General features: G+C 54.3%; 22 protein-coding genes and 2 tRNA genes. 15 read left to right on the top strand and 9 right to left on the bottom strand.

Going from position 1 to position 23113, the window contains the following annotated elements; all coding sequences use genetic code 11:
- On the top strand, positions 1-2082 hold the full coding sequence (gene fusA, locus B5F54_RS00400) for an elongation factor G (RefSeq protein ID WP_087228914.1): 2082 nt from the start codon (positions 1-3) through the stop codon (positions 2080-2082).
- Positions 2083-2187: 105 nt separating this feature from the next.
- Complete coding sequence (tuf, locus tag B5F54_RS00395; RefSeq protein ID WP_087228911.1) at positions 2188-3390, top strand: elongation factor Tu; 1203 nt, start codon at positions 2188-2190, stop codon at positions 3388-3390.
- Positions 3391-3489: 99 nt separating this feature from the next.
- On the opposite strand, the gene B5F54_RS00390 is transcribed toward tuf, so the two are convergent.
- Positions 3490-4398 (bottom strand): SDR family oxidoreductase, encoded by a 909-nt coding sequence (locus tag B5F54_RS00390; protein WP_087228908.1) that lies wholly within the window; start codon positions 4396-4398, stop codon positions 3490-3492.
- A 130-nt stretch (positions 4399-4528) separates the two neighbouring features.
- Entirely contained in the window at positions 4529-5200 is a 672-nt protein-coding gene (locus B5F54_RS00385) for a hypothetical protein (protein WP_087228905.1), read from the bottom strand.
- Between the two features lie 62 nt (positions 5201-5262).
- Here B5F54_RS00385 and B5F54_RS00380 point away from each other — a divergent pair, with 62 nt between their 5' ends.
- Positions 5263-6012 carry a nitroreductase family protein gene (locus B5F54_RS00380; RefSeq protein WP_087228902.1) on the top strand — a complete coding sequence of 250 codons (750 nt, stop codon included), beginning with the start codon at positions 5263-5265 and terminating at the stop codon, positions 6010-6012.
- A 379-nt stretch (positions 6013-6391) separates the two neighbouring features.
- On the opposite strand, the gene B5F54_RS00370 is transcribed toward B5F54_RS00380, so the two are convergent.
- Positions 6392-6574 carry a hypothetical protein gene (locus tag B5F54_RS00370; protein ID WP_087228897.1) on the bottom strand — a complete coding sequence of 61 codons (183 nt, stop codon included), beginning with the start codon at positions 6572-6574 and terminating at the stop codon, positions 6392-6394.
- 180 nt (positions 6575-6754) lie between these two features.
- On the opposite strand from B5F54_RS00370, the gene B5F54_RS00365 reads away from it, so the two are divergent.
- From B5F54_RS00365 to B5F54_RS00355, 3 genes are all read left to right on the top strand, one after another.
- Positions 6755-7549, top strand: coding sequence for a M15 family metallopeptidase (locus B5F54_RS00365; protein WP_172749475.1), 795 nt, complete (start codon positions 6755-6757; stop codon positions 7547-7549).
- 118 nt (positions 7550-7667) lie between these two features.
- Positions 7668-9125, top strand: coding sequence for a glutamate--tRNA ligase (gene gltX / locus B5F54_RS00360; RefSeq protein ID WP_087228891.1), 1458 nt, complete (start codon positions 7668-7670; stop codon positions 9123-9125).
- A 15-nt stretch (positions 9126-9140) separates the two neighbouring features.
- A complete protein-coding gene (locus tag B5F54_RS00355) occupies positions 9141-10829 on the top strand; it encodes a glutamine--tRNA ligase/YqeY domain fusion protein (protein WP_087228889.1) in 1689 nt (562 codons plus the stop codon).
- A 181-nt stretch (positions 10830-11010) separates the two neighbouring features.
- Here B5F54_RS00355 and B5F54_RS00350 read toward each other — a convergent pair whose 3' ends face one another.
- Positions 11011-12027, bottom strand: a complete 1017-nt coding sequence (locus tag B5F54_RS00350) for a biotin--[acetyl-CoA-carboxylase] ligase (protein WP_087228886.1) — start codon at positions 12025-12027, stop codon at positions 11011-11013.
- Positions 12028-12207: 180 nt separating this feature from the next.
- On the opposite strand from B5F54_RS00350, the gene B5F54_RS00345 reads away from it, so the two are divergent.
- Genes B5F54_RS00345 through B5F54_RS00320 form a run of 6 tightly spaced genes read left to right on the top strand, consistent with a single transcriptional unit; the run spans position 12208 to position 17170 of the window.
- Complete coding sequence (locus B5F54_RS00345) at positions 12208-12405, top strand: DUF951 domain-containing protein (protein WP_087229560.1); 198 nt, start codon at positions 12208-12210, stop codon at positions 12403-12405.
- Positions 12406-12450: 45 nt separating this feature from the next.
- Positions 12451-13533 carry a peptide chain release factor 1 gene (prfA, locus tag B5F54_RS00340; protein ID WP_087228883.1) on the top strand — a complete coding sequence of 361 codons (1083 nt, stop codon included), beginning with the start codon at positions 12451-12453 and terminating at the stop codon, positions 13531-13533.
- Positions 13534-13545: 12 nt separating this feature from the next.
- Positions 13546-14571, top strand: a complete 1026-nt coding sequence (locus B5F54_RS00335) for an L-threonylcarbamoyladenylate synthase (RefSeq protein WP_087228881.1) — start codon at positions 13546-13548, stop codon at positions 14569-14571.
- The gene (coaE, locus tag B5F54_RS00330; protein ID WP_087228878.1) at positions 14564-15157 is read left to right on the top strand and encodes a dephospho-CoA kinase; all 594 of its coding nucleotides are present in this window, start codon (positions 14564-14566) and stop codon (positions 15155-15157) included. The genes B5F54_RS00335 and coaE overlap by 8 nt, the downstream gene beginning before the upstream one ends.
- A gap of 14 nt (positions 15158-15171) precedes the next feature.
- The gene (locus tag B5F54_RS00325; protein WP_087228875.1) at positions 15172-15762 is read left to right on the top strand and encodes a lytic transglycosylase domain-containing protein; all 591 of its coding nucleotides are present in this window, start codon (positions 15172-15174) and stop codon (positions 15760-15762) included.
- Positions 15755-17170: an aminopeptidase gene (locus tag B5F54_RS00320; protein WP_087228872.1), complete on the top strand. Its 1416-nt coding sequence runs from the start codon at positions 15755-15757 to the stop codon at positions 17168-17170. Before B5F54_RS00325 ends, B5F54_RS00320 begins: the two co-directional genes overlap by 8 nt.
- A gap of 165 nt (positions 17171-17335) precedes the next feature.
- Here the strand turns inward: B5F54_RS00320 and hydF are convergent, their stop codons facing one another.
- The 5 genes from hydF to dtd form a co-directional block, all read right to left on the bottom strand.
- Positions 17336-18526, bottom strand: a complete 1191-nt coding sequence (hydF, locus tag B5F54_RS00315) for a [FeFe] hydrogenase H-cluster maturation GTPase HydF (RefSeq protein ID WP_087228870.1) — start codon at positions 18524-18526, stop codon at positions 17336-17338.
- Positions 18527-18598: 72 nt separating this feature from the next.
- Entirely contained in the window at positions 18599-20017 is a 1419-nt protein-coding gene (gene hydG, locus B5F54_RS00310) for a [FeFe] hydrogenase H-cluster radical SAM maturase HydG (RefSeq protein WP_087228867.1), read from the bottom strand.
- 49 nt (positions 20018-20066) lie between these two features.
- The gene (gene hydE, locus B5F54_RS00305; protein ID WP_087228864.1) at positions 20067-21026 is read right to left on the bottom strand and encodes a [FeFe] hydrogenase H-cluster radical SAM maturase HydE; all 960 of its coding nucleotides are present in this window, start codon (positions 21024-21026) and stop codon (positions 20067-20069) included.
- Positions 21023-21280, bottom strand: a complete 258-nt coding sequence (locus B5F54_RS00300; protein ID WP_087228861.1) for a TM1266 family iron-only hydrogenase system putative regulator — start codon at positions 21278-21280, stop codon at positions 21023-21025. Before B5F54_RS00300 ends, hydE begins: the two co-directional genes overlap by 4 nt.
- Positions 21281-21515: 235 nt before the next feature.
- Positions 21516-21992, bottom strand: a complete 477-nt coding sequence (gene dtd, locus B5F54_RS00295; protein WP_087228858.1) for a D-aminoacyl-tRNA deacylase — start codon at positions 21990-21992, stop codon at positions 21516-21518.
- 192 nt (positions 21993-22184) lie between these two features.
- Between dtd and B5F54_RS00290 the strand changes: the two genes are divergently transcribed.
- The 3 genes from B5F54_RS00290 to B5F54_RS00280 all read left to right on the top strand — a co-directional run bounded on the left by B5F54_RS00290 (position 22185) and on the right by B5F54_RS00280 (position 23053).
- A complete protein-coding gene (locus tag B5F54_RS00290; RefSeq protein ID WP_242969601.1) occupies positions 22185-22682 on the top strand; it encodes an HD family phosphohydrolase in 498 nt (165 codons plus the stop codon).
- A gap of 219 nt (positions 22683-22901) precedes the next feature.
- Positions 22902-22975, top strand: a tRNA-Gln gene (locus B5F54_RS00285).
- A 1-nt stretch (position 22976) separates the two neighbouring features.
- Positions 22977-23053 (top strand) — tRNA-Pro (locus tag B5F54_RS00280).
- Positions 23054-23113: the final 60 nt, after the last annotated feature.

The following is a 23113-nucleotide window of genomic DNA, read 5'->3' as shown; positions in this document are numbered from 1 at the left end:
ATGCCAAGGCAGGTATCACTCGAAATGACCCGCAATATCGGTATCATGGCGCACATCGATGCCGGTAAAACAACGACGACAGAACGTATTCTGTACTATACGGGTGTTAACCATAAGATCGGCGAGACGCACGATGGCGCTGCGACGATGGACTGGATGGCGCAGGAGCAGGAGAGAGGCATCACCATTACCTCCGCTGCAACAACCTGCTTCTGGAAGGGCCACCGTATCAACATCATCGACACCCCCGGCCACGTGGATTTCACCGTAGAAGTGGAACGTTCCCTGCGCGTTTTGGACGGTTCGGTAACCGTTTTCTGTGCAAAGGGCGGTGTTGAGCCCCAGTCCGAAACCGTTTGGCGTCAGGCGGAAGAATACCATGTTCCGCGTATGGCGTACGTCAATAAGATGGACATCATGGGCGCTGATTTTTATAATGTCGTCAAAATGATGAAGGAACGCCTCAAGTGCAACGCCGTTCCGATTCAGCTTCCGATCGGCAGTGAAGATACCTTCCGTGGGATCATCGACCTGATCGATATGAAGGCCGACGTCTACTATGACGACATGGGAAAAGATATGCGCGTCGAGGATATTCCGGAGGATATGCGTGATATCGCTGAGGAATATCACAATGCACTGCTTGAGCATGTCGCTGAGCAGGACGACGAGCTCATGGAGAAATACCTCTCTGGTGAAGAGCTCACGAAGGAAGAGATCGTCCGTACGATCCGTAAGTCCACGATTGCCAACACCATGGTGCCGGTAACCTGTGGTACTTCCTACAAGAACAAGGGCGTGCAGAAGCTCTTGGATGCAATTGTCGATTATATGCCGGCCCCGACCGACATCCCCGCAATCCGTGGTACAAACCCGGAGACCGGCGAGGAAGAAGACCGCCATGCATCCGACAGCGAGCCGTTCTCTGCGCTTGCGTTTAAGATTGCGACCGACCCGTTCGTTGGAAAGCTGTGCTATTTCCGTGTGTACTCCGGCACATTGAGTGCAGGCGCCACGGTTTACAACTCGGTGAAGGATACCAATGAGAGAATCGGCCGTATTCTGCAGATGCACGCGAACCACCGCCAGGATATCGACATTGTCTACGCAGGTGATATTGCCGCGGCAATCGGTGTGAAGAACACCACCACGGGCGACACCCTGTGCGATGAAAAGCATCCGGTTATTCTGGAGTCCATGGAATTCCCGGAGCCGGTTATCCGTGTGGCTATTGAGCCGAAGACAAAGGCTGGCCAGGAGAAGATGGGCATTGCGCTGGCAAAGCTGGCGGAAGAGGACCCGACCTTTAAGGCCTATACCGATGAGGAGACCGGCCAGACGATCATCGCCGGCATGGGCGAACTGCACCTGGAAATCATCGTAGACAGACTTCTGCGCGAATTCAAGGTGGAAGCGAATGTCGGTAAGCCGCAGGTTGCTTACAAGGAGACCATCCGCAAGCTGGCGGATGTGGATACCAAGTATGCAAGACAGTCCGGTGGTAAAGGCCAGTATGGTCATGTTAAGATTAAGATCGAGCCGAACCCGGAAAAGGGTTACGAGTTCGTCAATGCAACGGTTGGCGGCGCGATCCCGAAGGAATACATTCCTGCGGTCGATCAAGGTATCCAGGGAGCAATGCTCTCCGGCGTACTGGCTGGCTACAACGTTGTGGATGTAAAAGTTACGCTGTATGATGGTTCCTATCATGAAGTTGACTCCTCTGAAATGGCCTTTAAGATCGCCGGTTCCATGGCGTTTAAAGAGGCTATGAAGAAGGCTGACCCGGTGATTCTGGAGCCGATCATGAAGGTTGTTGTTACGGTGCCTGAGGACTATATGGGCGACGTTATCGGCGACCTGAACGCCCGCCGCGGTATGATCCAGGGCATGGACGCCGTTTCCGGCGCACAGCAGATCACCGCGATGGTCCCGCTGTCCGAGATGTTTGGTTATGCAACCGACATGCGTTCTAAGACGCAGGGCAGAGGCCAGTATACGATGGAGCCCGACCACTATGCAGAAGTTCCGAAGTTTGTTTCGGATTCCATCATCAGCGAACGCGGGAAAAAGGCTGAATAAGTTACAAAATGTGCTTGATTTTTCGCCATGTCCTTGGTAAAATGATAGCATAGTTCTAACTTTAAAAAATCTCTGATCTGTATTATAAAAAGGAGGAGAATCCCAATGGCAAAAGCAAAATTCGAAAGATCCAAACCGCATATTAACATTGGCACCATCGGCCACGTTGACCATGGTAAGACCACGCTGACCGCTGCGATCACGAAGGTCCTCAACCTCGAGGGCGACGCAGAGTTCGTCGATTACGCAAACATCGATAAGGCTCCTGAAGAGAGAGAGCGTGGTATCACGATCAACACTGCGCACGTCGAATATCAGACCGCGACCCGTCACTATGCACACGTTGACTGCCCCGGCCATGCTGACTATGTTAAGAACATGATCACCGGTGCTGCTCAGATGGACGGCGCTATCCTGGTTGTTTCTGCTGCTGACGGCCCGATGCCGCAGACCAGAGAGCACATCCTGCTCTCCCGTCAGGTTGGCGTGCCGTATATCGTTGTGTTCATGAACAAGGCGGATCAGGTTGACGATCCGGAGTTGCTCGATCTGGTCGAGATGGAAATTCGTGACCTGCTGAACGAGTATGAGTTCCCGGGCGACGACACCCCGATCATCCGTGGTTCCGCTCTCCAGGCTCTGGAGTCCGATTCCAAGGATCCGAATGCACCGGAGTACAAGTGCATCCATGAGCTGATGGACGCTGTCGATAGCTACATTCCGACTCCGGAGCGTAAGTCCGACCTGCCGTTCTTGATGCCTGTTGAGGACGTATTCACCATCACCGGCCGTGGCACCGTTGCAACTGGTAGAGTTGAGCGCGGCATGGCAAAGGTTGGCGAAGAAGTCGAGATCATCGGCTTGACCGAAGAGCGCAAGAAGACCGTTATCACCGGCCTTGAGATGTTCCGTAAGGTCCTCGATTTTGCTGAGGCTGGCGACAACGTCGGTGCTCTGCTCCGTGGTATCCAGAGAACGGAAATCGAGCGTGGACAGGTTCTCGCAAAGCCGGGCACCATTCATCCGCACACGAAGTTCCGCGGCCAGGTTTACGTCCTGACGAAGGATGAAGGCGGCCGTCATACTCCGTTCTTCAACAACTATCGTCCGCAGTTCTATTTCAGAACGACCGACGTTACTGGTGTTATCAGCCTGCCGGAAGGCACCGAGATGTGCATGCCTGGCGATAACGTCGAGATGGACGTTGAGCTGATCACCCCGATTGCAATCGAGGAAGGTCTCCGTTTCGCTATCCGTGAAGGCGGCCGTACGGTTGGTTCCGGCGTTGTTATTAAGATCAACGAGTAATTTTCTTGCTTAATAAAGGGCTTCATCCGCTTGGGTGAAGCCCTTTTTGCATGCTGTTCGTTCCGATTTTCATTCTATAAAGATTCTTTTCGTTTGGAATCAGCCATTGACGATGGTTCCTCCGTCCGGATGCAATACCTGTCCCGTCATATAGCTGGAATCGTCGCTGGCCAGGAATACGTAACAAGGTGCAACTTCAAAGGGCTGGCCGGCGCGCATCATCGGGACCTGCGAGGTATAGGTTCCGAAGGTTTCCACTTCACGTGCAGAATAGGAGGCGGGGATCAGAGGGGTCCAGATTGGCCCGGGGGCAACGCCGTTGACGCGGATACCACGTTCCACCATGCTTAGGGAAAGGGAACGTGTCAGCGCCAGAATGGCCCCCTTTGTGGCGCTGTAGTCCAATAGTTCCGGGCTGCCTCTATACGCGGTGACGGAAGTCGTATTGATGATGGAGCTGCCCGGTTTTAAATAGGGCAGTGCTGCTTTTATCATATAGAAGAACCCATAGACATTGGTGCGGAATGTCAAATCGAGCTGCTCTGCGGAAATATCCAGGATGCTTCTTTGGACGAATTGAACCGCATGGTTGTTGACTAAAACATCGATTTTTCCGAAGCAATGCATTGTTTGCCGGACAATTTCCTGGGCGACGGCTTCCTTTTTTAGATCTCCGGAGACCACAAGACATTTACGCCCCAGTTTTTCCACATGTTGCTTAGTTTCCTGAGCATCACGGTGTTCGTTGAAATAGGCGATGACGATATCCGCGCCCTCCCTGGCAAGGGCATAGGAGACCGCACGCCCGATGCCGCTGTCTCCTCCGGTAATAATTGCAACCCGATCTAGGAGTTTCCCGCTCCCCTTCTGTTCCGGGTTTTCTGAGATGGGGCGCGGGTCCATGAGAAATTCGGCGCCGGGCTGATTGTATTGGTGTTGCGGCGGGAATGGAATGGGAATTTCCTTGCATTTGGTTTCACGTTTTATGTATGGATATATGGGGATCATGGGAATACCGCCTTTCTTGGATATTGCGTGCCGCTGGTGTGAGCCACTGTTTTTATAGAATATTCTGCTGGAAGGTGAATCATGCCGGAAAGGGGATGGGGATACATCCGATACAGGCAATTGGTATCATTCATTCTTCCATCCCATATGGCTCTTCCTGGCTCAGGTTTTTACTTAAAAATGTGCGGAAGCATCCCATCAAGAAATCAGCCTTTTGCTTTCGGTAATATCGGAAGAGGAAAGGAAGCCATAGGAGGCTTCCAACCAGGCAAACAATCATATCCTGCATGGTATCGGATACGCCCGTCAAGGCCACTTGCTGTGGATCACAGGGAAAAAATAAGCCGACCAGATATTCGCCGATCTCCCATAATCCGGCAGCCGCCATCGATGCGGAAATGGAGAAAATGGCTACCAAGGGAAAATCCTGCTGCTGTACCCGCCGGCCGTGTTTCAAGATATAGAACAGTACCACGCCTAGAAAGGTTCCGAAGGTGCCCGACAGAGTATGCATCACTTTGTCGTACAACGGAATAAAATGGTATCCCTGCATGGCGAGCCCCACAACGTAGGCCAAAAAACTGAACCCGTAGAGAAGAAAACGAAACTGGTAGACGGGGACAAGGCCGCATACACGCTCAAAAGCGGCTGGCAGTAAGAGGAGAAGAATCCCTCCCAGCCCCAAGGTCGCATAATAGAGTCGCCCGTTCGCCAGATAGTATGTGATGAGGCAAATGCTGAAGATCAAATAGAACCCCACGAAATAGATATTCAACTTTTGGTACCAAATTTCTTTTTCCATAAGATCCTCCATGTTAGCCTTTTTGGTTGAATATCCATATGCATAAAGAGGAGAGTGAACCAATGGATAATCCCATTTTACAGAGCCTTTGGGATCGAAAATCGACGCGTGTTTTTTTAGAGAAACCGATCACCAAGGAGGCGCAGGAGATTATTTTAGGAGCTGCGATGCAGGCGCCGACCGCCGGAAATCAAATGCTATACACCATTTTGCAGATCACCGATCAAAATTTGAAAGAACGCCTGGCGGAAACGTGCGATCACCAGCCATTTATCGCCAAAGCGCCGCTGGTGTTGGTGTTTTTGGCGGATTTTCAGCGCTGGTACGACGCATTTGTATTTGCGGGATGTAATCCCCGTCTGCCGGCGGAAGGCGACCTGATGTTGGCTGTAGCTGACGCGTGCATCGCCGCCCAGAACAGTGTCGTAGCGGCGCAAAGTTTGGGAATCGGTTCCTGCTATATCGGTGACATTTTGGAGCAGGTAGAAATCCATCGAGAGCTGTTGGATTTGCCCGATTACGTGATGCCTGCCGCAATGGTGGTCTATGGGTATCCGACGGACCAGCAGCAAAACCGAAAGAAACCGGAGCGTTTTGCTCCGGCGTATATTGTCCAGGAGAACCGTTATCACACATTCTCTGCGTCCGAACACGAAAAATGGTTCTGTGAGCGTGCGGAGCGTGAAAAGCAGACGGATTTTTCGTATCCATCCTATATGGATGCGTTTTGCAAACGAAAGTACCTATCTGCATTTTCCAGGGAAATGTCGCGTTCTGTGGCGGTCTATTTGGAAAAATTTAAACATTCCTAAAAAGCAGAAGAATCCGCATGTGTAGATGCACGATGCGGATTTTTCTTTTCCGGTTTGCGTTTATTCGTTCCCTTTGGGACATATTGGCCGGCACAATTTGTAATGCTCTTGATACGCCGCCTTTGTGCCGGATAACAGTCCAAGCTGTTCGCCGATTACTTGGAATAAGTTACCGAGCAAAGCCAAGTCTTCTGGCGGACATTCCTGTGCAAGCTGGAAAGCGATGGCAGTCCCGGCGGCGATTAGTTTCTCTCCATAGCAACAATCGTTCATTGATCCCACCCAAAATAGAAGAAAATAGGATACAGCGTTTCGGACGTTCGCCCCTTTTTGTAGTTCGCTGTATGCCGGTCTATGAAATGGATGGGAATTGGTGCGGTCAGCCCTGTGCGGAATGGTTGGCCAAGTGGTCTACAAAGGCTTGCATCTCCTGCTTGGAATGAATCTGATGGGTATGGTCGATAACCATACGCTGCTCTTCATCGGTAAGCGCACAGAAGCGCTGCATGGCTTCGGAGCGCTGTGCCAAGGCCATGCCAAAGCCGAGCGGTAAATCTTCCATGGTTTTTCCTCCTATCTGCATAAGTGGTACTAGTGTTTACGGAAAAGGGGCAAAACATGAAGGTTCCGGATTGTCAAAACCTGGCTATCCAGCAAAAGCGGTATGATTTCCCTGCTTTGTGTAACAATAGTTTTGGGAAATACACCCCGCAAAGCTTGAAGAACAGGGATGAAGCAATCAATGAGAAAAAGAAAATCCAAAGTACAAATGTTTTTTCTTTCCGTTGGAGCCTTGGTCGCCGCAGCCCTCACCACAGCGGCAGTGAGCACCGTTTTTATTTTTACTATGGAACAGGCTTCGGCAAAACCGGAAGAAGCCCCGGCAGTATCCGAGGTCGAGAGCGAACCGGCCTTCTCGTCCGCACAACCGCCGAAAAGCGGGGCGGCACAGGCAAATGCAAAGCCGGAGGAATCCCCGGCGGAAGACGACCGGATCGTGCTAGTCAATTATGCGGAAACCATGCCGGAGGATTTCCATCGCAATATTGTCAATCTATACGGCGTGGATGTGGACGAGCGCATTGTGGAGCCATTTCAACAGATGCAGGCGGCCGCCCAAGCGGACGGCGTCTCACTGTGGATTTCCTCCGGGTATCGCAGTGTACAGCGGCAAAGCGAGTTGTTTGATCGGGCGGTAGAAGAAAATCTGGGCAATGGGATGGGGCAGCAGCAGGCGGAGGCAGTCGCGGCGCTTTCCGTGGCGCGGCCGGGATGTAGCGAGCACAACACGGGGTTGGCGATCGATTTGAACGGCGTCCGGGAGAATTTTGATACCACCCCCGAATACGAATGGCTGACGGAACACGCGGCGGAATATGGATTTATCCTGCGCTATCCGGAGGATAAACAGGAGATCACGAAAATTCGCTTTGAACCATGGCATTATCGCTATGTAGGGGTGGAACACGCGAAAGCGATGCAGGAACGCCACTTTTGCTTAGAGGAATATGTGGAATACCTGGAAAATCAACATTGAAATCCTGCGTATATTTGGTATAATAAAAGAATTGAGACGCCGGAGGGTTCCTTCGGGCGTGAGGGGTTGCGCTGGAGCTTTTCCGGCGCGCCGATCAAAAGGAGAGGCGGATTTAGGAATGCAAAACGAGACAGTGAGAACACGGTTTGCGCCGAGCCCCACAGGGTTTATGCATGTGGGAAATCTGCGTACGGCGCTGTACGAATATTTGATTGCAAAGTCCATGGGCGGCCAATTTGTGCTGCGCATTGAGGATACCGACCAGGAACGTCTGGTGGAGGGCGCGGTCGATGTGATCTACCGGACGCTCAACCAGGTGGGCCTGAAGCACGACGAAGGCCCGGATGTTGGCGGCGATTATGGCCCGTATGTCCAGAGCAAGCGCAAGGATCTCTATAAGCCCTATGCGGAGCAGCTGGTCCGGGAGGGAAAGGCGTACTATTGCTTCTGCACCAAGGAACGCCTGGACGCGCTCCATGAGGCGCAGGAGGGCGGCGGGTACGACCGCCATTGCCGCAATCTTCCCCAAGAAGAGGTGGACAGGCTTTTGGCTGCCGGGACGCCCTATGTTATCCGCCAAAAGATGCCGGTCGAGGGGTCCACAACCTTCCATGACGTTGTATATGGCGACATCACCATTGAAAACCGCGAGCTGGAGGACCAGATCCTTTTGAAATCCGACGGCTATCCTACATACAATTTTGCAAACGTCATCGACGACCATCTGATGCACATCACGCATGTGGTGCGTGGGTGCGAGTATCTAACCTCGACGCCCAAGTACAACCTGCTTTACGAAGCATTTGGCTGGGATGTGCCGACCTATGTGCATCTGCCCCTGATTATGGGCAAAAACGAGGACGGCAGCGTGTCCAAGCTTTCCAAGCGGCACGGTGCAACCGGTTTTGCCGATTTGATGGCAGAGGGGTATCTCCCGCAGGCGATCACCAACTATATTGCGCTGCTGGGCTGGTGTCCAAAAGAAAACCGCGAGCTGTTTACGCTGCCGGAATTGGTGGAAAACTTCTCCATTGAAGGCATCAGCAAATCGCCGGCGGTGTTCGACTATGACAAGCTGACGTGGTTTAATGCGGAATACATCCGCGCCATGACACAGGACGAGTTTATTGCGGCGGCAATGCCGTATTTCCAGCAGGTATTTGGCGACAAGCAGATGAATTGGGAGGTATTGGCCTCCATCTTGCAGCCTCGTGTGACCAAGTTGACGGAGATCCCGGGGATGATCGGTTTCTTCCAGGAGCTGCCGGAGTATTCGGTCGATCTCTTTGTCAATAAGAAGAGCAAGACCAATTTGGAGAATTCCATCACGATGCTGGAGGCTGCGATTCCAGAGCTGGAAAGCGTGTCGGATTGGCAGTTGGATACCATCCATGACCAATTGATCGCCTTGGCCCAGCGCTTGGAGGTTAAGAACGGCACATTGCTCTGGCCGGTGCGGATCGCAGCGGCGGGCATGCAGGTGACACCCGGCGGCGCGATGGAAATTTTGGCCATTTTGGGCAAGGAGGAATCCCTGCGCAGGCTGGAGATTGGCTTGGAGAAGCTGAAGAAATAAAGAGGAGATGGCAACATGAGCGACGAGATGAAGAAGCCAGGGGAGACCGAAGGCTGGAGCAATTTTATTCACGACTTTATTGATGAAGATATCGCCGAGGGAGGCCGCTATGCAGGCCAAACCGTGCACACTCGCTTCCCGCCGGAGCCGAATGGCTATTTGCACATCGGCCATGCCAAGGCCATCTGCATTGATTTCGGCACAGCGGAGAAATACAACGGTGTTTGCAACCTGCGCATGGACGATACCAATCCCACCAAAGAGGATGTGGAGTATGTCGATGCGATCAAAGAGGATATTGCATGGCTGGGATTCTCCTGGGAGGACCGGTTCTATTATGCATCCGATTACTTCCCGAAGATGTATGAGGCGGCGGTGCAGCTGATTCAAAAGGGCTTGGCGTATGTCTGCGAGCTGACGCCCGAACAGATGCGTGAAAACCGCGGCGATCTGACGCATCCTGCGGTCAGCCCCTATCGCGACCGGCCGATCGAGGAAAGCCTGGACCTCTTTGCCCGCATGAAGGCAGGGGAATTCGAGGACGGGAGGATGACGCTGCGCGCAAAGATCGACCTGGCCTCTGGAAACTTTAACATGCGCGACCCGGTGATTTACCGGATCAACCACTTGCACCACCATCGGACGGGCGACCGTTGGTGCATTTATCCGATGTACGATTTTGCCCACCCGATTGAGGACGCCTTGGAGGGGATTACCCACTCCCTGTGCACCTTGGAATTTGAAGACCACAGGCCGTTGTACGATTGGGTGATTGAACATGTCGACCTTCCCGCAAAACCGCGGCAGATCGAATTTGCACGTTTGGGAATCGACCATACGGTGATGAGCAAGCGCAAACTGCGCAAGCTGGTGGAAGAGCACTATGTCTCCGGTTGGGACGACCCGCGCATGCCCACGCTGTGCGGCCTGCGCCGCCGTGGATATACGCCGGCGTCCATCCGCAATTTCTGCGAGCGCATCGGCGTTTCCAAGGTGAACAGCACCGTGGAATACGGCTTTTTGGAGCACTGCCTGCGGGAAGACCTCAACGAGCACGCACAGCGCGTGATGGCCGTCCTGCACCCGGTCAAACTGATTCTCACCAATTATCCGGAGGGGCAGACGGAGACCTTTGAGGTGGAAAACAATCCCGGAAAGCCGGAGGACGGAACCCGCACGGTTTCCTTCTCCCGTGAGCTTTGGATTGAGCAGGAGGACTTCATGGAAGAACCCGTAAAGGGCTATTTCCGTTTGTTCCCGGGCAACGAGGTGCGCCTTAAGACCGCCTACGTCGTGCGCTGCACCGGCTGCAAAAAGGATGCGGACGGCAATGTGATCGAGGTCTATGCGGAATATGACCCGCAGACCCGCGGCGGCAATACGCCGGATGGCCGGAAGGTCAAGAGTACCATTCACTGGGCGGACGTTCAGACCGCTATCGATGCGGAAATCCGTCTCTACGGCAATCTGTTCTCCGTGCCGGACCCGGATGCACACGATTTCCTGGAAGTGCTCAACCCCGATTCTTTGGAAGTGCTCACCGGCTGCAAGGTGGAGCCCTGCTTGGCGCAGGCAAAGCCCGGCCAGTCCTTCCAGTTCATGCGGCAGGGATATTTCTGCGCGGATAACCGCGACAGCACCCAGGAGCATCCTGTGTTCAACCGTTCCGTCTCCCTGAAAGACGGCTTTAAACGGAAATCATAAGAAAACAAAAATCGGCCCATTGCAGCCTAGTAACACTGCGATGGGCCGATATGTTTCTAGCAAAAAAGAGAGCATGCACAAGACAACCATCTATGGGAAACTTCATACGTCTATTTCCTTGCGATGGGCTGAATATCCCGAGACACATTAAAAAGGTACATTGCGTCTTTTTCACGCGGGATCAAGCACGTTTCGAGCCTTCCGGATTCGGAAGATGTTCCCCATAGATTCCCTGGACAACGACCTCCCCGGCGTTGATGGATATACGGCCGCCTCCATCCCGCTCCACGATCAATTCACCGGAGGGGGAGACGTCCACCGCCATTCCTGTCTGCTGCTCACTGTTCCAGAAGAAACCCACGCGGCGGTTCAGGGAGACACAGAGGGATTTATACTCGTCAAGAATCTCCTGGAAGGCGCTGCCTGCCTTGGCGTTCAGCAACAGGGATTCCAGCTCCTCCAAGACGGCGCGCAGTATGGCGGCGCGAGGGAAAGCGCTTCCGGCTTCGATCCGCAGGGAGGTGGCCTTTTCCGCCAATTCCGCGGGGAAGGCTTCCGTATTGGCATTGATTCCAATGCCCAAGACCACGTATTCCACCCGCTCGATTTCCGCAGCCATCTCGGTCAGAATGCCGCAGACCTTGCGGCTTCCAATGACCACGTCGTTCGGCCACTTGAGCTTAGCCGCACATCCGGTCACAGAGCGGATGCCCCGGCAGACCGCAATGCCGGCCAAAAGGGTGATGCTGCTGATTTCCGACGGGACCAGGCTTGGCCGCAGCAAAACGCTGAACCAAATCCCCGTGCCCGCTGGGGATTCCCATGTGCGGCCCAAACGTCCTTTGCCGCCCGTCTGCCGTTCCGCGAGGAACACACTGCCGTCCGGTGCGCCGCATTGCGCTTGCCGTTTGGCCTCTTCGTTGGTGGAATCTACCTCTTGCAGCGCAACGATGTTTTTGCCGATTGCCCGCGTATGTAATCCACAGCGGATCTCCTCTGGGGTGAGGACGTCGGGCGATGCGGTCAGGCGATACCCCCGGTTCGTGGCCGAATCAATGGCATAGCCGGATTCCCGCAGAGCAGTAATGGCTTTCCAAACGGCCGCGCGGGAAACGCCCAGCGTTTCGCTGAGCTGTTCGCCGGAGAGATACCCCTCGGTCTGGCGAAGGCGTGTTAAGATTTCCTCTTTTGTGTTCATGGAACCCCTGCTTTCTATCGAGCCTATTTGAGAAATAGTATAGCACAAAAGGGAAGCTTCTGCACGCGCTGGCTGCGTTGGGAGAGAATCCCAAAAAAACATTGTCTGTTTTGTGGGATTGGTGCTATAATATATTCTCGAACGCATGAAAATCACTTGAGAATGGAGGTGCGGATGCAGATGGATGTGCGTCCTGGCGACCGTTTACAGATGAAAAAACCGCATCCGTGCGGCGGCAAAGAATTTTTGGTCTTGCGGGCCGGCATGGATTTTAAGATCCGCTGCACCACCTGCGGCCATGAGGTTATGCTGCCGCGATTGAAATGCGAGAAAAACATTAAGAAAATCATTCGGGAAAACACAGGGGACGAACTCTAGCTCCTTTGCCTGTAAAATGTAATTGATTTGCAAAGGAGAATGGATATGTTTGAAAATATACAGGTGTTTGAGAAGCGCTATGAAGAGCTGAACCAAAAACTCTGCGACCCGACCATTTTGGCGGACCCAGCTGTCTATGCGGAGCTGATGAAAGAGCACAAGTCCATCACCCCGATCGTCGAAAAATATCGCGAATATAAACACGCGGAAGATTCGGAAGCGGAGGCGTTGGCCCTGCTGGAAGAAAGCGGCCTGGAGAAGGAATTGCGGGAATTGGCGGAGCAGGAACTGGAGCAGGCAAAAAAGGATATCGCCCGCACGTCGGACGAGTTGAAAATCCTTCTGCTGCCGCGTGACCCCAACGACGAAAAGAACGTCATCATGGAGATTCGGGGCGGTGCAGGCGGCGAGGAAGCGGCGCTCTTTTCCGCCGTCCTATTCCGCATGTACAGCATGTATGCCGAGCGCCACGGCTGGCAGACGGAGCTGCTCAACGTGAATGAGACGGAGCTCGGCGGCTATAAGGAGATCAGCTTTATGATCTCCGGCGACGGGGCATATTCCCGCTTGAAATACGAGAGCGGCGTGCATCGCGTACAGCGCGTGCCGGAAACGGAAACGCAGGGCCGCGTGCATACGTCCACGGCGACCGTTGCTGTGCTTCCCGAAGTGGACGACGTCGAAATTGAGATCAATCCAAAGGATTTGCAGATCGATACCTTCCGTTCCAGCGGCGCGGGCGGCCAGCACATCAACAAGACGTCGTCCGCCATCCGGATCACGCATTTGCCCACGGGCATGGTGGTGGAATGCCAGGACGAGCGCAGCCAGTTCAAAAATAAGGATAAGGCGATGCGGGTGCTGCGGTCCCGTCTGTATGAGATCGAGCAGGCAAAGCAGGATGCGAAGGTGGCGGCGGACCGCCGCTCCCAGGTGGGCACGGGCGACCGCTCCGAACGGATCCGCACCTACAATTACCCACAGGGCCGCTTGACCGACCACCGGATCGGCTTGACGCTCTACCGCCTGGACGACATCCTCAACGGGGATCTCGATGAGGTGATCGACGCGCTTGTGGCGGCGGACCGTGCGGCCAAACTTGAGCAGTCGGTGGAAAGCCAGGGATAAGGGGGCATAGATATGCAGACACAGCTTTTACAGGCGGATGCGCCAGGTGCAATCCAAACGGCCGCTGCCATCCTGCAAAACGGCGGCTTAGTCGGCATCCCTACGGAGACCGTCTACGGCCTGGCGGCCAATGCGTTGGATGGGGCAGCGGTGGCAAAGATTTTTGCCGCGAAGGGCCGCCCGATGGACAATCCGCTGATTGTGCATATCAGCCATTTTGAACAGATTTATGACCTGGTGCGCGAAGTACCGGAAGCAGCCAAAAAGCTGGCCGAACAGTTTTGGCCTGGCCCATTGACCATCATCCTGCCTAAATCGGCCCGCATCCCAGATGAGGTGAGCGCAGGGCTGGATACCGTCGCGGTGCGGTTTCCCTCCCATCCAGTGGCGCGTGCAGTGATCGACGCGGCGGGTGTGCCGCTTGCCGCGCCATCTGGGAATCTCTCCGGGCATCCGAGCCCCACGACAGCGGCCCATGTGATGAACGACATGGACGGAAGGATTGAAGCCGTGTTGGACGGCGGCCCATGCTCCGTCGGGGTGGAATCCACCGTGGTGACGCTGGCTGAACAGCCGCCGCGCCTTCTGCGCCCCGGCGGGATTACGTTGGAGCAGCTTCGAGGGGTGCTCGGCCAGGTGGAGATGGACGATGCGGTCCTTCACCCTTTGGCGGACGGAAAGCGCGCCGCTTCCCCTGGTATGAAATATAAACACTATTCCCCAAAGGCAAATGTGATTATTTTGGACGGTTCCTTGGAACACTATATCGACTATGTCAACACACATGCAGGGGACGGCGTCGCGGCGCTGTGTTACGATGGAGAGGACAAAGCGCTACAGGTGCCGTCGATTTGTTACGGCGGGGAAGAGGACTGCGGCGAACAGGCGCGCGAGCTGTTTGACGCACTGCGGGAGTTGGACGAGCAGCTCCATGCAAAGACCGTCTATGCACGCTGTCCAGAGCCGGAGGGCGTGGGGTTGGCGGTATACAACCGTCTGATCCGTGCCGCGGGATTTGAGGTGATCGACGTTGGATAAGCCTTTTGTGATCGGCCTGACCGGTCCGACCGGCGCGGGAAAATCCACCGTGGCGGCGGCGTTTGCCTCGCTTGGATGCGATGTGATCGACTGCGACTGCGTTGCGCGGGAAATCACCGATACCCCCGCATGCCTTTCGGCGTTGCAGGACGCCTTCGGAAGCGACGTTGCGTCCAATGGGATTTTAAACCGTCCACTTTTGGCCGAACGTGCCTTTGCGGATGCGGTTTCCTCGCAAAAACTGAACGGCGTCACCCATCCGCTCATCATGAAAGAAGTGCGCCGGCGCATTGCAGCCAGCGGCCAGGACATCGTCGTGGTGGACGCGGCGCTGCTGTTTGAGAGCGGGGCGGATGCGCTCTGCCATGTCACGGTGGCGGTTGTAGCAGACCCGGCCCTGCGGATGCAGCGGATTATGCGGCGGGACGGCATCACAGAAGCGCAGGCGCGCGCCCGCATGGATGCCCAGCAGCCCAACGCATATTATACGGAGCGGGCTTCATATGCTATGGACGGGGGGATTGACGCCGCCCAGGTCCCGCAGGAGACAGAAAAATTGCTGCAAGTCCTGCTGTCATCCCGTTAAACGGAGGATTTCCCATGAGACGATCTGTAAAAACCATCCTTCTTTTGATTGTCCTGGTGGTTATAGGCGCGGCCGTATTGCGGCTGGGGCATGATTACTTTATGCGCACCGCCTATCCATTGGGATACAGGGAGATTGTGGAGGAAGAAGCCCGCACGCAGGGGGGTGACCCGGCCCTGGTGTATGCGGTGATGAAAGCAGAGAGCAATTTTGATCCGGACGCCACCTCACACGCGGGGGCGCGGGGGCTGATGCAGATTACACCGGATACATTCGATTGGCTACAGACCAAATTGCGGGAAGGGGTTTCCTATACGGCGGATGACCTCTATACGCCGCGGGTCAATATCCGTTATGGGTGTAAATTTTTACAGATTTTGCAGGATGAATATACTGAACAGGTCACTGCACTCAGTGCCTATAATGCGGGCATGGGGACGGTGAACCGTTGGCTAAGCGATCCCAGCATTTCCGAGGACGGCGTGGAGCTGAACCGCATTCCCTATCCGGAGACGGAACGGTATGTAAGCGCTGTGCTGCGGAATTATCAAACATACAGGGAACTCTATGAATTTGATGAAATAGGAGGAACATTTCATGGCTAAGAAAAAGGAACAGGTGGATGTGGAGCAGCTCCGCGAGGAATTGCTGATCTGCCGCAAAAATGGATACCAGAAGCTCTCCGATGATCGCGTAAAGAAGGCGGATGCCTTCTGCGAGGATTATAAGGTATTTCTGGACCACAGCAAGACCGAGCGCGAGGCGGTGAAGTCCGCTATTCTGCGCGCGGAAAAAGAGGGCTTTGTGGCGTTTGATCCCAAAAAGACCTATAAGGCCGGGGACAAGGTGTATTACAACAACCGGGGCAAGGCATTGATTCTGGCTGTGATCGGCAAAAACGGCTGCAAGGACGGTGTCCGCATTGCAGCGGCGCACATCGATTCCCCGCGTCTGGATCTCAAGCCCCACCCGCTCTATGAAAAGGACGAGCTGGCACTCTTCAAGTCGCACTACTATGGCGGGATTAAGAAGTACCAGTGGACAGCCATCCCGCTTTCCATGCACGGCTTGGCCGTTCTGAAGGACGGCACGCATGTGGAAATTCGTCTCGGCGAGGAACCCGGCGAGCCGCAGTTCTGTGTGACCGACCTGCTGCCGCACCTCGGCACGGAGCAGATGTCCAAGACGCTCAACAAGGCGATTGAGGGAGAAAATCTGAACATTCTGGCTGGTAGCCGCCCGGTGCGTGCGGACGAAGGGGACAACCTCTTCAAGCTGAACACCATGCGGTTGATTCATGAGAAATACGGGATGACGGAAGAGGATTTCGTCTCCGCCGATATTGAATTTGTCCCGGCATTCAAGGCGTCGGACGTCGGTTTTGACCGCAGTATGGTCGGCGGATACGGCCAAGATGACCGTGTCTGCGCGTACCCGTCCCTGATGGCGGTGCTGAACGCCAAGAATCCGCAGCACACCATTATCACGGTTCTCGCGGACCGTGAGGAGATTGGCAGCGACGGAAACACGGGCCTGAATTCCGAGTTTATGCGGTACTTCATCGCAGATCTGGCCCAGGCGGAGGGCTTGGAGCCGCGTCATGTACTCAGCAAGTCCAAGTGCCTTTCCGCAGACGTCACAGCGGCGTACGATCCCACCTATGCAAGCGCTTATGAGAAGACCAATTCTACTTTCCTGAACAACGGCATTGGAATGAGCAAATACACCGGTTCCCGCGGGAAGAGCGGCACTTCGGAGGCTTCGGCGGAGTTTGTTGCAGAGATCCGTAGCCTTTTCGAAGAGAACGATGTGCTTTGGCAGATCGGCGAGCTGGGCAAGGTCGATGGCGGTGGCGGCGGAACGGTCGCTATGTTCATTGCCAACCTGAATGTGGATGTGCTCGACGTCGGCGTACCGGTGCTTTCCATGCACTCGCCGTTTGAAATTGTCTCGAAGACGGACATCTATATGACCTACAAAGGGATTAAGGCGTTCTTCGAGTCTAAAGTGTAAGGAAAGGGCCGTTGCGCTGCCCGGTTTTTAAAAGGGTTTAGGTGAACGCTAAGCTCTAAATAGATCAACCCCCTGGGTTCCATCTGAACACAGGGGGTTGATGGGAAAGAGAAGGAGCTCCATTTCTCTATGAAATGGAGCTCCTTCTCTTTGGGTGTATGGAAATCACAGTGTGATGGAATCAAGGATGCCGTTTAGTTTGGCCAGAAGGACGCCATAATTGGTGATGGGGACCTGCGCTTCCTCTGCACGCGCAATGCGCGAGAGCAAATATTTGCGGTTGAACATACAGCCGCCGCAATGGACAATCAGATCGTAGGGGGTGAGGTCGTCCGGGAAATCCGCGCCGCTCACCACCTGAATGTCCATATCCTTTCCATACTTTTTGCGAAGAAGATTGGGAATCTTCACACGCCCGATATCCTCACTCAAAGGGGCATGGGTACACGCTTCCGCGATGAGCACATGGGATTGGCTGTTCAGCCGTTCCACGGCTTGCGCCCCGCGCACATAGGCATCTAAATCGCCCTTGTAGGCGGCAAATAGCACGGAAAAGGAGGTCAATTTGCTCTCCTTAGGCGCCTTCTCATAGACCGTTTTGAAGGCCTGGGAATCGGTGATGATGAGATCTGGCGGCGCTTTCAGCGCGGCCAGTGCGCCCTCCATCGTGTCCGGCGTCACGTTGATGGAGATACAGCGGTTGTCCAGCAGGTCGCGGATGGTCTGCACCTGTGGGAGGATCAGCCGCCCTTTGGGGGCTTCGCTGTCCTGGGGCATCACCAGCATCACCACGTCGCCGTCCTTTACCAGGCGTCCGGTAATGCTCTCCGCACCATATCCCTCCGGCAGCGCGCGCGTCAATTCCGCCAGCAGTGCAGGGATCCCCGTGCGGTCCACGGCGCTCACCGCCAAGGGGGAGAGGGAGAGTTCGGTCCGGATGCGCTCCATCAGCGGAGCGGGGTCCTGTAAATCGCTCTTGTTGACCACGGCGATCACCGGGACGCCGCTGCTTTTGAGCGCTTCCAGCCAGGACTTTTCCAAGGAAAAATCTGTGTCGCTGAATAGCATAATGGCAATATCGGCTTTGGGAAGCGTTTCGCGCGTCTTCTGCATGCGCAGTTCTCCCAGCGCGCCTTCATCGTCAAAACCGGCGGTGTCGATAAATACGCAGGCTCCCAACCCGCGGACCTCCATCGCCTTGTAGACCGGGTCGGCCGTTGTGCCGGCGATGTCCGATACCAACGCCACCTGCTGGTTGGTGAGTGCGTTAATCAACGAGGATTTCCCGCTGTTCCTTCTGCCATAGATGGCGATGTGCAGCCGGTTCGCATTTGGGGTTTGGTTGAGATTGTTCATAAGAATCCTCCTACAGAGAGATCAAGTCCGTATCGCGGTTGCGCTCCGGCTGTAATCCAGACGCAAACGGGATTAGAAGCGGAAATCGCGAAGGCCCTCGTCGAGCCCATGGAGATTCTTGAGCGCGATTTCGCGCACTTTGTCGTTGGGAATGGTCTGGACTTCCTTCTCGATCATCTCCAGGGCCAGGCGCTTTGTCTCCGGGCTGGCATAGTCCTCTGCATATTCTTTCAAGGTCATCAGGGCGTTGGGAAGGCAGCAGTTCTTAATCTGCCCGGCCTTCACAAGGGTCATAAAGCGGTCACCCGTGCGTCCTTCGCGATAGCAGGCCGTGCAGAAGCTCGGGATATAGCCCAGCTTCAGCAACCAGTTGACAACTTCGTCCAGCGTGCGGTGGTCGCTCACTTCGAACTGGGCGGAATCCTCTTCCATGCGGTCCTCCTCGGCATAGCCGCCGACGCTGGTGCGGGAGCCGCCGCTGATTTGGGACACGCCGTATTTGATGACCATTTCGCGGGTGCGCTGCGATTCGCGCGTGGAGACGATCAGGCCCGTATAGGGGACGGCGATGCGCAGGATGGCCACGATCTTCTGGAAGAGCTCGTCGGAGATGGCATTGCTGAAGTCGTTCACGTCGATGTCATCCGCATTGCGCAGGCGGGGGACGCTGATCGTGTGCGGCCCGACGCCGTAAACCGCTTCGAGGTGTTCGGCGTGCATCAGAAGGCCGACAAAATCATAGCGGTACAAGTTCAAGCCAAACAGGACGCCACATCCTACGTCGTCGATGCCGCCCTGCATGGCGCGGTCCATCGCTTCGGTGTGGTAGGCGTAGTTGCTCTTCGGCCCTGTGGGATGTAGCTTTTCGTACTGCTCCTTGTTATAGGTCTCCTGGAACAGGATGTATGTACCGATGCCTGCCTCCTTGAGTTTGCGGTAATTTTCCACTGTGGTCGCTGCAATATTGACGTTTACCCGGCGGATGGCGCCGTTTTTATGTTTGATGGAATAGATCGTCTTGATGCTCTCCAGCACATATTCGATCGGGTTGTTGACAGGATCTTCGCCGGTTTCCAGCGCCAGGCGTTTGTGGCCCATATCCTGCAGTGCGATGACCTCGCGGCGGATCTCCTCCTGCGTCAGCTTTTTGCGCGCGATATGGCCGTTTTTCTTATGATAAGGGCAATAGGTGCAGCCGTTTACACAGTAGTTGGAGAGGTACAGCGGCGCAAACATCACGATGCGGTTGCCGTAGAACTCCTGCTTGATCTTGGTAGCCTGCGCAAAAATGCGCTCCAGCGCGTCCTTGTCCTCGCAGGCAAGCAGGACGGCCGCTTCCCGGTGCGTCAATCCCTTGAGTTCGTCGGTCTTGTCGATCAAGCGGTTGATCAATTCCAAGTTGTCTTTGTTTTCGTCCGCATAGCGGAGCGTATCGCGAATTTCTTGATCGTCGATAAATTCGGTTGCAATGGTGGACTTTGGATTATACATATTCCATCTTCCTTTCAATCAGTTGAAATCCATACAGAAAAATTTGAAATTATACAGGCGTCCGCTGCATCGAACGGATTTCCGCTTCGGTTTCACGCCGGCCGGTGCGGATATCCACATCGGAAAAAGACGCCGGATAGATTTGGTAGAGCTTTTTGAGGTTGTTTGGGGTCACTTTGCGCATGATGACGTTGGCGCCGCAGGAGAAGACGTTCTCCTTTTGCGCGCCGTCCAACACGCCGAGGGCGGTCGTAGCGGGAAGATTGGCCTTTGGAAGCAGCAGGCGCGCCAATGCCACAGCGCGCTTGGTAAGTTCCGTACTGCCGTGCGGTGCATCGCGGAGGGGGGTGTCCGGATGGGGGATAAACGGGCCGATCCCCGCCATGTCGCACCCGATGTCCTGCAAGAGGAGTAGATCCCCCGCAATCGTAGACAGCGTCTGCCCAGGAAGCCCGATCATAAAGCCTCCACCGGTCTCATAGCCGAGCTTTTTTAACGTTCGCAGGCACGCCACGCGCGCGTCCAGGGAGCTATCGGGGTGCAGGGAGGCATAGAGCGCTGGGTCGGATGTTTCGTGTTTAAGCAAATAACGGTCCGCGCCGCAGTCCCGCCAGTACTGGTAGACGTCTTCCGGAAACTCCCCACAGCTCAGTGTGATGGCCATGCCGGTTTTTTTGATCTGTTTGACGATGTCGCCGATCCGATCCGGCGTGTACCAGGGGTCCTCGCCCGATTGCAGGACGATGGTTCTGTAGCCCGCCCGGGCAGCTTCCTGTGCGGTGGCGATCATATCGCGGGGGTCCATACGAAAGCGGGAGAGCTTTTGATCGGTCGCATTCAGCCCGCAGTAGGTACACAGCCGTTTGCAGTGGTTGGAGAACTCCAGCAGTGCGCGGATATGAACCACATCGCCCACCGTTTCCCGGCGGAGCGCATCTGCCTGTGCGTAGATGTCATGGAAATCCTCCAATGCGAGAAGCGACTCCAATTGTTCACGTGTATAGGTCATTCTGCCTGCCCAGCCTTTGAATAGATGGTTTTGACACTGAGGCCCTTGAGCATTCCCAGTTTGCCGGAAATAGTGCTGATGACATTCATCGGGGCGTCCACAGCAATGCTGATGATAGAGATCCCACGGCAGCGGTAGGGGATCCCCATGCGCCCAATGATATAGTCGCCGTATTCATGCAGGATATGATTGAGCGCTTCGACGCTCTCTATATCCTCCACCACGATGCCGATTAAGGCTACACGCTTTTCCATATCGTTTCCTCCCAGAAATCAAAAAGCTCCGCGCAAAAAAGCGCGGAGCTACCCTGATCCTTCAGTCATAACAACCGCCTTCTTTCTCGGGAAACCTCCCTCGTAAATCAGAACGTATTTGTGTTTTGGTCCATCCTCGCCCGCGGAAAGACTCCTTGGGGTAGGAAGTTTGTTTCATTCTACCAAGATTGCGAAAAAAAGTCAATAGACAGTAGAAAAACAATACAAAATTTGTCTATTTCAAATGAGAGCCGTTTCCCTTCGGCATGATCTCGTCCGTATCCAGCGGGATGGTGACGGGGCCGTCGTTTTCGATGGAGACGAGCATGTCCGCTCCAAATTCACCGGTGGCGGTGCGGATTCCCTGCGCCTGGATCTGCGCGATAAAACGCTCGTAAAGGGGGATGGCCTTTTCCGGGCGCGCTGCGCGGACAAAGGACGGCCGCCTTCCTTTCCGGCAATCGGCACAAAGAGTAAACTGCGAAACAATCAGCATTTCGCCTTGGATATCCAACAGAGAACGGTTCATTTTGCCTGCGCCGTCTTCAAAGATGCGCAGCCCTGCAATTTTATCCGCAAGATAATCGCATTCCCGTTCCGTATCCTCCTCCGATACGCCGAGCAGGACCATCAGCCCCTGCCCAATTTCCCCAACCATTTTTCCGTCGATTGTAACGCTGGAACGCTTGACGCGTTGGACAACTGCTTTCATAAAAGAAGTTCCTCCCTGCTACAAAGTTACTGTTATTGTAGACTGCAACGGAGAATTTGGCAAGTGCGGGCTCTTTCTGGTAAAAATTGCACGGGGTAGATTCGGCAAAAAAAAGTAGCTTTTTTGCAAGGCAATGTAGTATAATAGAAATGTTCGCGAATGGGTCGCTTTGTTAAAAAGGAGTTTTTATCTATGTGGAATAGCAGCAATCGAATGCTTTTTCGTGCTTGCATTGCGGATTTGATCGATACGCCCAGTGTGCAGGCCATGCGAAATGTCAGCCAGCATGTGGATATCAACTGTCTGGAGCACTGTGTTTTTGTGGCATATGTGAGTTTCCTGATTTGCCGGCGCATGGGATGGGATTTTCGTGCGGCAGCGCGGGGAGGACTATTACACGACCTGTTCCTCTATGATTGGCACCAAAAAGGAAGCCACCAGGGGTTGCATGGGTTTACGCATCCGGAGGCGGCGCTGCGCAATGCCAGCCAGATTTGTGCGTTGACCGAGGTCGAACAGGACATTATTGTGAAACATATGTGGCCTTTGACTCTGCGGAAGGTTCCAAAATATCGGGAATCGTTTGTAGTCAGCAGTGCGGATAAGATCTGTGCGTTGGCGGAAATGTTGCAGATCTATCGCTTGATGCGCGTGGCGAAAAAACTAAATGTCTGTTGCAGCCAAGCGTGAGGAACGCTTGGCTGTAACGAGGCAGAAGTTTGGCCGGTCAAGTACAGCGGAAGAAGAGGAATGAACCGCTCCGAACAGCAGAAAACGTAGACTTAAAAAATTTTTTCCATTTTTTTTAAAAAAAGACTTGCTTTTTTTGAAACGGTGTCATATAATAGTCAAGGCGATTCGCTCCAAAGGGGTTTTCCAAAAGAGAGTGAATTGTGAACAACTTCATAATGCGGAATTGTGTAATGGTAGCACGGCAGACTCTGACTCTGTTTGTGAGGGTTCGAATCCTTCTTCCGCAGCCATCGAGGTGTGGCTCAGTTTGGTAGAGCGCTACGTTCGGGACGTAGAAGCCGGAGGTTCAAATCCTCTCACCTCGACCAGTAAAAGCCGAGTACAATTTGTACTCGGCTTTTTTGCGTCTTGATTTCCAGGTTGCATAG

The sequence above is a fragment of the Anaeromassilibacillus sp. An250 genome, assembly GCF_002159845.1.
Taxonomy (GTDB): domain Bacteria; phylum Bacillota; class Clostridia; order Oscillospirales; family Acutalibacteraceae; genus Anaeromassilibacillus; species Anaeromassilibacillus stercoravium.
The sequence above is the reverse complement of the archived record's forward strand: the minus strand, read 5'-3'. Positions and strand labels throughout refer to the sequence as shown.